Origin of the sequence: Anabaena sp. AL93, from assembly GCF_001672085.1 — a bacterium.
Classification (GTDB): domain Bacteria; phylum Cyanobacteriota; class Cyanobacteriia; order Cyanobacteriales; family Nostocaceae; genus Dolichospermum; species Dolichospermum heterosporum.
On sequence record NZ_LJOU01000157.1, the window covers coordinates 1 to 8,097 of the forward strand.

General features: G+C 33.9%; 8 protein-coding genes, 1 rRNA gene and 1 pseudogene. 5 read left to right on the plus strand and 5 right to left on the minus strand.

Annotated elements, in window-relative coordinates:
- Window positions 1-176: 176 nt before the first annotated feature.
- The 4 genes from rrf (at window position 177) to AN486_RS25420 (ending at window position 1,954) form a co-directional block, all read left to right on the plus strand.
- Window positions 177-294: ribosomal RNA gene (gene rrf, locus AN486_RS25405) — 5S ribosomal RNA — on the plus strand.
- Window positions 295-459: 165 nt separating this feature from the next.
- Window positions 460-816, plus strand: a complete 357-nt coding sequence (locus tag AN486_RS25410) for a nuclease-related domain-containing protein (RefSeq protein ID WP_290602937.1) — start codon at window positions 460-462, stop codon at window positions 814-816.
- A complete protein-coding gene (locus tag AN486_RS25415; RefSeq protein ID WP_290602938.1) occupies window positions 788-1,129 on the plus strand; it encodes a UvrD-helicase domain-containing protein in 342 nt (113 codons plus the stop codon). The genes AN486_RS25410 and AN486_RS25415 overlap by 29 nt, the downstream gene beginning before the upstream one ends.
- Before the next feature lie 87 nt (window positions 1,130-1,216).
- Window positions 1,217-1,954, plus strand: coding sequence for an ATP-binding domain-containing protein (locus AN486_RS25420; RefSeq protein ID WP_290602939.1), 738 nt, complete (start codon window positions 1,217-1,219; stop codon window positions 1,952-1,954).
- A 193-nt stretch (window positions 1,955-2,147) separates the two neighbouring features.
- Here AN486_RS25420 and AN486_RS25425 read toward each other — a convergent pair whose 3' ends face one another.
- The 3 genes from AN486_RS25425 to larE all read right to left on the minus strand — a co-directional run bounded on the left by AN486_RS25425 (window position 2,148) and on the right by larE (window position 3,720).
- Window positions 2,148-2,354, minus strand: a complete 207-nt coding sequence (locus AN486_RS25425; RefSeq protein ID WP_096669087.1) for a hypothetical protein — start codon at window positions 2,352-2,354, stop codon at window positions 2,148-2,150.
- A 4-nt stretch (window positions 2,355-2,358) separates the two neighbouring features.
- Window positions 2,359-2,736 (minus strand): GIY-YIG nuclease family protein, encoded by a 378-nt coding sequence (locus AN486_RS25430; RefSeq protein ID WP_168360085.1) that lies wholly within the window; start codon window positions 2,734-2,736, stop codon window positions 2,359-2,361.
- A 159-nt stretch (window positions 2,737-2,895) separates the two neighbouring features.
- Complete coding sequence (larE, locus tag AN486_RS25435; RefSeq protein WP_190382966.1) at window positions 2,896-3,720, minus strand: ATP-dependent sacrificial sulfur transferase LarE; 825 nt, start codon at window positions 3,718-3,720, stop codon at window positions 2,896-2,898.
- Between the two features lie 713 nt (window positions 3,721-4,433).
- Here larE and AN486_RS25440 point away from each other — a divergent pair.
- Window positions 4,434-5,420, plus strand: a complete 987-nt coding sequence (locus tag AN486_RS25440) for an ISH3 family transposase (protein ID WP_290602942.1) — start codon at window positions 4,434-4,436, stop codon at window positions 5,418-5,420.
- Between the two features lie 206 nt (window positions 5,421-5,626).
- On the opposite strand, the gene chrA is transcribed toward AN486_RS25440, so the two are convergent.
- Window positions 5,627-6,844 carry a chromate efflux transporter gene (gene chrA / locus AN486_RS25445; protein WP_290602941.1) on the minus strand — a complete coding sequence of 406 codons (1,218 nt, stop codon included), beginning with the start codon at window positions 6,842-6,844 and terminating at the stop codon, window positions 5,627-5,629.
- A gap of 304 nt (window positions 6,845-7,148) precedes the next feature.
- Window positions 7,149-7,661 (minus strand): annotated as a pseudogene (locus AN486_RS25450) (ISAs1 family transposase); the annotation flags it as partial.
- Between the last annotated feature and the right edge of the window lie 436 nt (window positions 7,662-8,097).

Consider the following 8,097-nt stretch of genomic DNA (forward strand, 5'->3'; position numbering starts at 1 on the left):
AGTACAGTAATGTATGAAGCTGAGGGGTACTAATAGACCGAGGGCTTGACCTCTATTCAATTTGTTATTGTGATTTCTCTTTCTCAAATGCAGTCTTCAGGGTTATGAACACCCTCAGTTAGAATCTAAAATTATTCTTTAATTCTAAATTCTCAATTCTCAATTCTAAATTCTTTCCTGGTGTCTATGGCGCGGTGGAACCACACTGATCCCTTCCCGAACTCAGAGGTGAAACGCTGCTGCGGCGACGATAGTTTGGGGGTAGCCCCACGTGAAAATAGCTCGATGCCAGGTCTATTATTTAATACAACAATGCCTCCTCTATTTATTTAGTGGAGGTTTTGTTTTTTGCTAGATATGATATAGTTGATACAACTATCACTGTAGTTTTTTATGGCACAAGTTTTTCCTTGATTAGAACAAATTCATCAATTACGCCCGAAACCTACTGAGGGTGAGTTGCATTTACTTAAATTTTTATCGGAAAATTTGGATAATAATTATGAAATATATTTTCAACCTTTTCTGAATGGAGATCGTCCAGATATCATTCTTATGCGTCCCGATGCGGGAGTGATGATTTTTGAAGTAAAAGACTGGAATTTAGGCAATTATGACATCAATGAAAAAAAACATTGGTTTGTTACTCAAGATCGCAAAAAATGGTCAAAAATAAAATCTCCTATTGATCAAGTTCTCAGCTATAAGCAAAATCTTTATGATTTGCATATTGAAAATTTATTGGAAACAAGAATAAAAAATCCTAAAACTTGGGGAGTAGTAAGTTGTGCAGAAGGAGCATATTTATACTTATAAAGCTATTTTTATAGATGAAATACAAGATTATCAAGAAAAATGGGTAAAAATTATTCGTGAATGTTTTTTAGAGAATGCAGGTGAATTTGTTGTTTTTGGAGATGAAAAACAGAATGTATATCAACGCAGTATGGATAAGGATAAAAAACCATATACTGGCATTGGAGGAAGATGGAATAAATTAAAAGATACTTTTCGTTTATCCACTCATCTATCTAGTTTAGCAACAGCTTTTCAAACTAACTTTTTTGAGCAAAAATATGAAATTGAAACAATTAATACTGAAAATTCATTGAAATTAAATTTTAATTAACAAGAGCAAATTATTGAGTATATTCCAGTTACGAATTCTTCACCTGAATATATTTATAATATGTGTAATGAACGGGCAATTAAATATATGATTCATCCGAATGATATCTGTATTCAATCTTCTACCATAGAGATATTAAGAAGTATTAATTTATATGCAATGCAGTCACAGCAAATTAAAACAACAACAACTTTTGAAAGTTTAGAAACTTATTACTTAATTTTATTACAAATAATAGAAAATTTTAACATCGAAAATCAAGATTTAGAAGGGCAAAATAACATTATTAATGAAATTAGACAATACAAATTGAGGATTAGAGAACTCAAAAATATGTTTATTAATAATACTAATAATGACAATATAAATCAGGTAATAGTTAAAGTATTATGCTATAGTTTTCATATTAACCATCCAGTTGTAGAGCAAAAATTGACAGAGTATCTGAGAACGAAAAATATTACAAGAACTGAATATGATAGATGGGTTTCTCAAATAATGCCTATTTTAAAACAGGTATCTCGCAATAACGCAATTATGAATATATTAAAAAGAGAACTTGAAAAGATTAGAAAAAATAAAAAATGGAATTTTTGGATGAATAGTGGAAATATTAAATTTTCTACCATACATAGTTTTAAAGGATGGGAAGTTGATTCTTTATTTTTAATAATTGAAAGAGAATTTGACGACAATAATTTTACTACAGATGAACTAATATATACAGCCATTACTAGATGTCGTCGTAATCTTTTTATTCTTGATTTAGATCAATCACGGTATCTGGAATTTTTTAAATCTTTTAATCATTCTGTAATAAGATAGCAAGAAATATCTAATAATTTGTGAATACTCAAATACTCAATTTAAAAGAGGGTTTAAGTTCATCTGTTAATGATTTTATTCTCTATCACAACAGTTAAAATAGAGGAAGATTTGTATATAATTTTTTGTAAATATTAGTAAATTACGTATCATATATTAGTTTAAAATAATACTAATATATATTTGTTATTTGCTATTGTCCTCGTCCTGGTTTGCAGTCTGCGAAACCTAATGCTTCGGTATCTAGGAAACTAGCGATCGCCATTTCAATAATAGCTTCTACTGGATAGTCAATTTCAGCAGCACGGGCAATTAAAGCTGCTTTGATTTTTTCTGGTAAGCGTTCTAAGATAATTTTAGCGTCAGTAGCGGAAAGTTGCTCTAAAAGTTCTACTTGCATAATGTTACTGCTCACTTGGTATTTGAACGTTGTAAGGAGGTTCAGTAGCTCTGAGAATAATTGCTTCTAATTCCAATAATAGCCCAGGATTTTCCCAATGAGAAATTGCTTGTACTGCAATACGCACATCTTCGTCTCTATATTTATCTAGCCATGCCCATAAAAAAGCTTTGTGACCTCCACTGAAACGACTACGTAGATTTTGTGCTTTACCAATGTAAAGTAATCCTTCCGTTTTGTGTCTAATAGCGTAGATACCAGGACTTCGAGATATGTTATCAAACCTGCGGTTTAAGGGTTGACATTGCTCAAAGGAAGTAAAAGCTATTGCATCTAATATTACTTGAGCCTGAATTTTTAGATCAGATTCTTTTGCGGACATAAAAACAATCAGGGTAATTCCATAAGAATTATTCCACAGTTTAACGTTAGTCACGAAAAGAAAAAATGATAAAATCTTGTTTCAATTATCTTCAGTTTTTAGGGAATATGTGAGAAATTCTTCTAAAGTTGACAATCATCAAGTTTAGAAGAATCAGCCCTAGTTTGTTAATGCAATTTGAGGTAAAACCTGATTTAATTTACCACTACGATAGCCTTCTAAGTCTAAGGTGACATAGATAAATCCCCAGTTTTGAAATGCGGATACTAAAGTTGGTAAATCTGTAGTTGAGACAAAATCTTTAATTTTATCCGGTGATAATTCAATTCTGGCTGTATCACCTTCAGAACGGACTCGTAAATTTTGCCAACCTAAATTTCGTAAATAAATTTCGGCTCTACCGACTCGCTGTAATTTGGCAATGGTAATTTCTTCACCGTAGGGAAAGCGCGAACTTAAACAGGGTTGAGCGGGTTTGTCCCACCAAGGTAAACCTAATTGTTGGGAAATTTGCCGAACTTCGGCTTTGGTAACACCGATTTCTGCTAAAGGCGATCGCGCACCCCTTTCTTTTGCAGCTTGAATTCCGGGACGATAATCATGTAAATCATCGGCATTTACACCATCTACTACATAAGGATAACCCAACTCTAAGGCCAAGGGTTTGAGGGTGTCGTGTAATTCACTTTTGCAAAAATAACAACGATTGACTGGATTAGATGTGTAATTGGGATTGTCCATTTCCTGTGTTTGGACAACTTTATGAGAAATTCCGATGGTTGCGGCTTGAATTTTCGCGTCTTCTAATTCTTCTGGTAATAGAGAAGGAGAAACCGCAGTTACAGCCAATGCGCGATCGCCTAACACATCATAAGCAATCTTAGCCACCAATGTACTGTCAACTCCTCCCGAATAGGCTATTAAAGCCTGATCCATTTCTATAAATAACTCTTTTAACTGCTCTAGTTTTTCTGTCCAACTCATTCTACTAAAACCCCATAACGCCTAATCACTTCTATTTTAGTCATCGATTATTGACTTCATCATTTTCGGTTCTTCCGTACCTGTTATGCCAGATATGAGTTTATTTACCCCATAACCCATATAAATAAAGGGTTTCATTGTTTTTAATACCAAATTTGTAGTTATTCACTCCCCCCCCCTCTAAAATTATCGAAACCCTTGATCTCTCGTTAAAGATAGGGGGGGAGTGTGAACAGTTACCAGAAATTTCTCCCATGAAAATACCATTTTTACCAAAACGCCGTACATTTTTCAACCGATTTGCTCAATATTCATTGCTCAGTAAACCAAAAAGTTTTTCCCAAAGAGCGATTTTTACGGAATGCTAACGCTATTGCTACAGACGAAGCAGGCATCAACAACAAAATACGATAGACATTTATGTGATATAAAATACTAAATACATAAGAAATAGTTATAGTAATTTGCACTGGGTCAAAATATGAAATGATGAATGTAGTGTGTAGCATATTGGTTGAAAAAATTGACTGTTTCATCTCTAACAAAAGCCACGCAGGGCGAATCTACAGAAGAACTCGTTTTAACCGACTCAGAAACCCAAGACGCAGGTTATTCAGTGTTTAGTAGAAAATTTTTCGATTGAAACGCAAGGAGCCTGTGACCAACAAACTTTATTCGAGATTCTGGTTAAAGCAGCCAGCACTGGAGACAGTATTGAAAACACAGCTAAATTGTTAAAAAATATTCCGACAGCTAATGATATTAGATATCATCTCAATAAAATTAATAATTTTGAGGAATTAGAAGCGCAAATAAATCAAGCATTAAAAAGTCGAATTCCTTTAGGATTAAAAAAGGGGTGTTTAAAAATAGCGATTGATTTAAATTTAATTTGTTATTATGGTAAACCAACACCGTCAGAATTACCCTACATATATCGAAGTGAAGCTAAATCTGGTACTAATTCATTTTACGCCTATGCCACTTTATACGTTATTAGTAATAATAAGCGTGTAACTCTGGCAATAAGAGGTGTTCGCCAATTAGATACTAGTGTGGCTTTAATTACTTATTTATTAGCAGAACTTGAACCCCTCAAAATAAATGTAAAAAAACTCTACTTGGATAGAGGATTTTTTAATACTCCTGTAATTAGATGGTTACAGGCATTAGATATCCCCTTTCTTATGCCTGCTATCAAGACTGGAAAAAAAGGAGGAATCAAACAATTTCTCAAGGGTAAAAAAAGTTATAAAACTACCTATACCATTACAAGAGACAAAGATGATTTCGTCACATTTGATTTATGGATTGTCTGTAAATATAGAAAGGGAAAGCATAAAAAGCATGGAGTTCAATACTTTGTTTATCTTGCTTATAAGGTCAAAACAAATTTAAATTATATCTATCAAGATTATCGAAAAAGATTTGGCATTGAAACTAGTTATCGTCTGAAAAATATTTGTCGAATTAAGACGAATAACAAAAATCCAGTTTTGAGATTACTATTCATTGGAATATCCTTTCTTCTAGTTAATATCTGGGTGAATCTACTATGGCTCAAAATCAGCCGTAAAAGGAAGGGTAGTCGATTAATTTATCGCACACTTTTCACACTCAAACAGATGTTAGCTTTTTTATCTCAAGCCCTACAGAGGAAATATCAAGTCGTTGAAAGCATTTATATTCCATCCGGTTAGCGTCAAGAAATTATTACCCAGCCAATCATAAGTAATTGTTATCTATATGATATCTACTGGTTAGAACACTGGGAATTAAAAAGTATTTTATATTACTGATTGTTTGATGATAGCATCAGTGTTTTATAGGAATCGCTTTTTGGGAAAAACTTTTTGGTTTACTGTTGCTGGGATTGTTTGCTCTATCTACACCCATAACAGGTATTTTATTTGATATAACCTAAAGCCATAGCACCATAACCAATTAAACTACTACCTAAAACTAGCCAAGCAGCATTGATGCGGTAGCGAGTAATCAAAACTGTGGAGATGAGTGCGATCGCTATCCCCAAAATATCTACATAGGGTGGTTTTGCTATTTTTAAAGTAGCTATTCCCAGTTGCAAGGCAGCTACTACCATCAGTGCTACAGCACTGGCATTCACAGCATCTAAAAATGATCTTGTCCAAGCAGAATTGCGTAAACGGGGAATAACCGGATTTAAGGCAGCAACGAAGAGAAAAGATGGTAGGAAAATGCCAATGGTAGCTACTATCGCACCAGGTACACCAGCTAAGACATAACCGATAAAGGTGGCAGTAGACAGCACTGGACCAGGGGTAAATTGACCAATAGCGATCGCATCTAGTAACTGCTGTTGTGTTAACCAGCCATATTCTTGAACTAATCCCCCTTGCAAAAATGCAATTAACACATAGCCACCACCAAACAAAACACTACCAACTTTCAGAAAAAACCAACCTAATTGCCATAAAGGAATAGATGTACCTGCCATAGCACTAATTGTAGATGTTGTCTGTAAAGTTGCGCCTGTAGTTAAGACAGCAATCAATAAGTTAGGTTTATTTCCTGGTGGTTTGTCTTGATTTCTAGGATGTAACCAAATCATACCTAGTAATCCCCCAAACAATAAGGCAATTACTTCATTCACTTGCCGAATTAATATCAATAGTCCTACAGCTGTAGCAATAATCAGTAATTGATGGTTTTTAACCGCTTTTTTTGCTAACCCCCAGAGGGCATTGACAATAACCGCTAAAACAGCAGGTTTGATACCATAAAGTAAAGGTGCAATTTGAGGTAGACTACCATAATTAACATAAATCCAGGCAAATATACCTGTTATTAAAACCGCAGGTAATATAAAACAAACACCTGAGACAATCAACCCTGCCCATCCTGCATAAATATATCCCACATGAATTGCCATTTCAGTGGAATTGGGACCAGGAATCAAATTGGTTGCACCTAATAAATCGAGAAAATGGTCTTGTGTCAACCACCGACGACGCTTCACCACTTCATCTTCAATCATGGCAATATGGGCAACTGGTCCACCAAAGCCAATAACACCTAGTTTAAAAAAGAGTGTAGCTATTTCACCCAACCGACTAAATAATAAGTTGTACTGCCTAACTTGCATAATCTATACTCCGCAAGGGGGTCAGGGGAAACGCATCTAAATTATTATCTTGATAAAATACTATATTAGTGCATCAATATGGAAAAATATGTCATTTCATTCAAAATCTGATAAATTCCTTTATTAGTATCCTAAAAATTTAATAAATTTAGAGTAATTATTTATTTTTGATGATGGATTTATTTTGTTAAGTTCTATATATTAATAGCTATATTTTTTGACATCAAAAATCTAGATTCTATTGTAGAATCAACAGAAAAATAAATTGTTTATATTTATGTTTGTCTATATTTTATGATTTTTATCAGATACATTCTAAAATCTTTTCTAAATATTCATCATCCCATCCTGCACAAAAACGCTTACTTTTAGTTCCTAGTTTTTGGCTTTTTTCTTTTCCTAAAAGATTAACTGCTATATGACGGAGAACTGCAAAGTTTTGTGGTGCGTTATCCTTTCTTATCCGACAATCATCTTCTCTAAAAGCTACATCCAAAACCCAATGTAATGAGTTTTCTATACCCCAATGACTGTGGACTGATTGTCCTAATAATTCGGCATTATTCGTCAAGCTACTAATATAATAACGGGTTTTAAATTGAGTTTTTCCATTGAGTTGTCGTATATATTCTACCATTCCTACACTTTGAAGATTTAGCCATTTATTGTCTGGATCTATTCTTTATTTTATGTCTGATAGCATGAGATAATGACGGATTTCTTCTCCTCCATGCTCGTCTTCTTTTGTGCTGAATTCACTATATTTGAATCCCTCAAATCCTTTGTTTATAGCCTCTTTGAATGCTCTCAACTCTTGTGTCTTCTAAATCTTTAAAGTGATCTGCGATTGTGATTTTTGGTGGTAACTTCATTTCTAGATTTTCTCTCCTTGTTTTCAACGTTCCATATGGCTAACGCCACGCAACGCTTACGCAATGACATTGTGTAATTAATTCTGTCTCACTACTTATCCCACTCTGACCGAAGAGGGATAAATAAATTGGGATTTATTGGTTCATACATTAAATTGGTATTTTGTCAATAAAATTTAGACGTATTTCCGCTAAAACAACGCACACCTAGTGGAAAGGGAGTAGAGAAAGTGGGTTACTTACAGCGAATTAGTTAAATTGATGTATGGTGCTGATAATTTCAGGAGAGTGTAGTAGTTCGTCAAATTTATTTTGACGGGTAATGATCGGAAAAAACTTCTGTTCTTCCCTCCCCTACCTCTCCTACTCAGTTCTTAACCG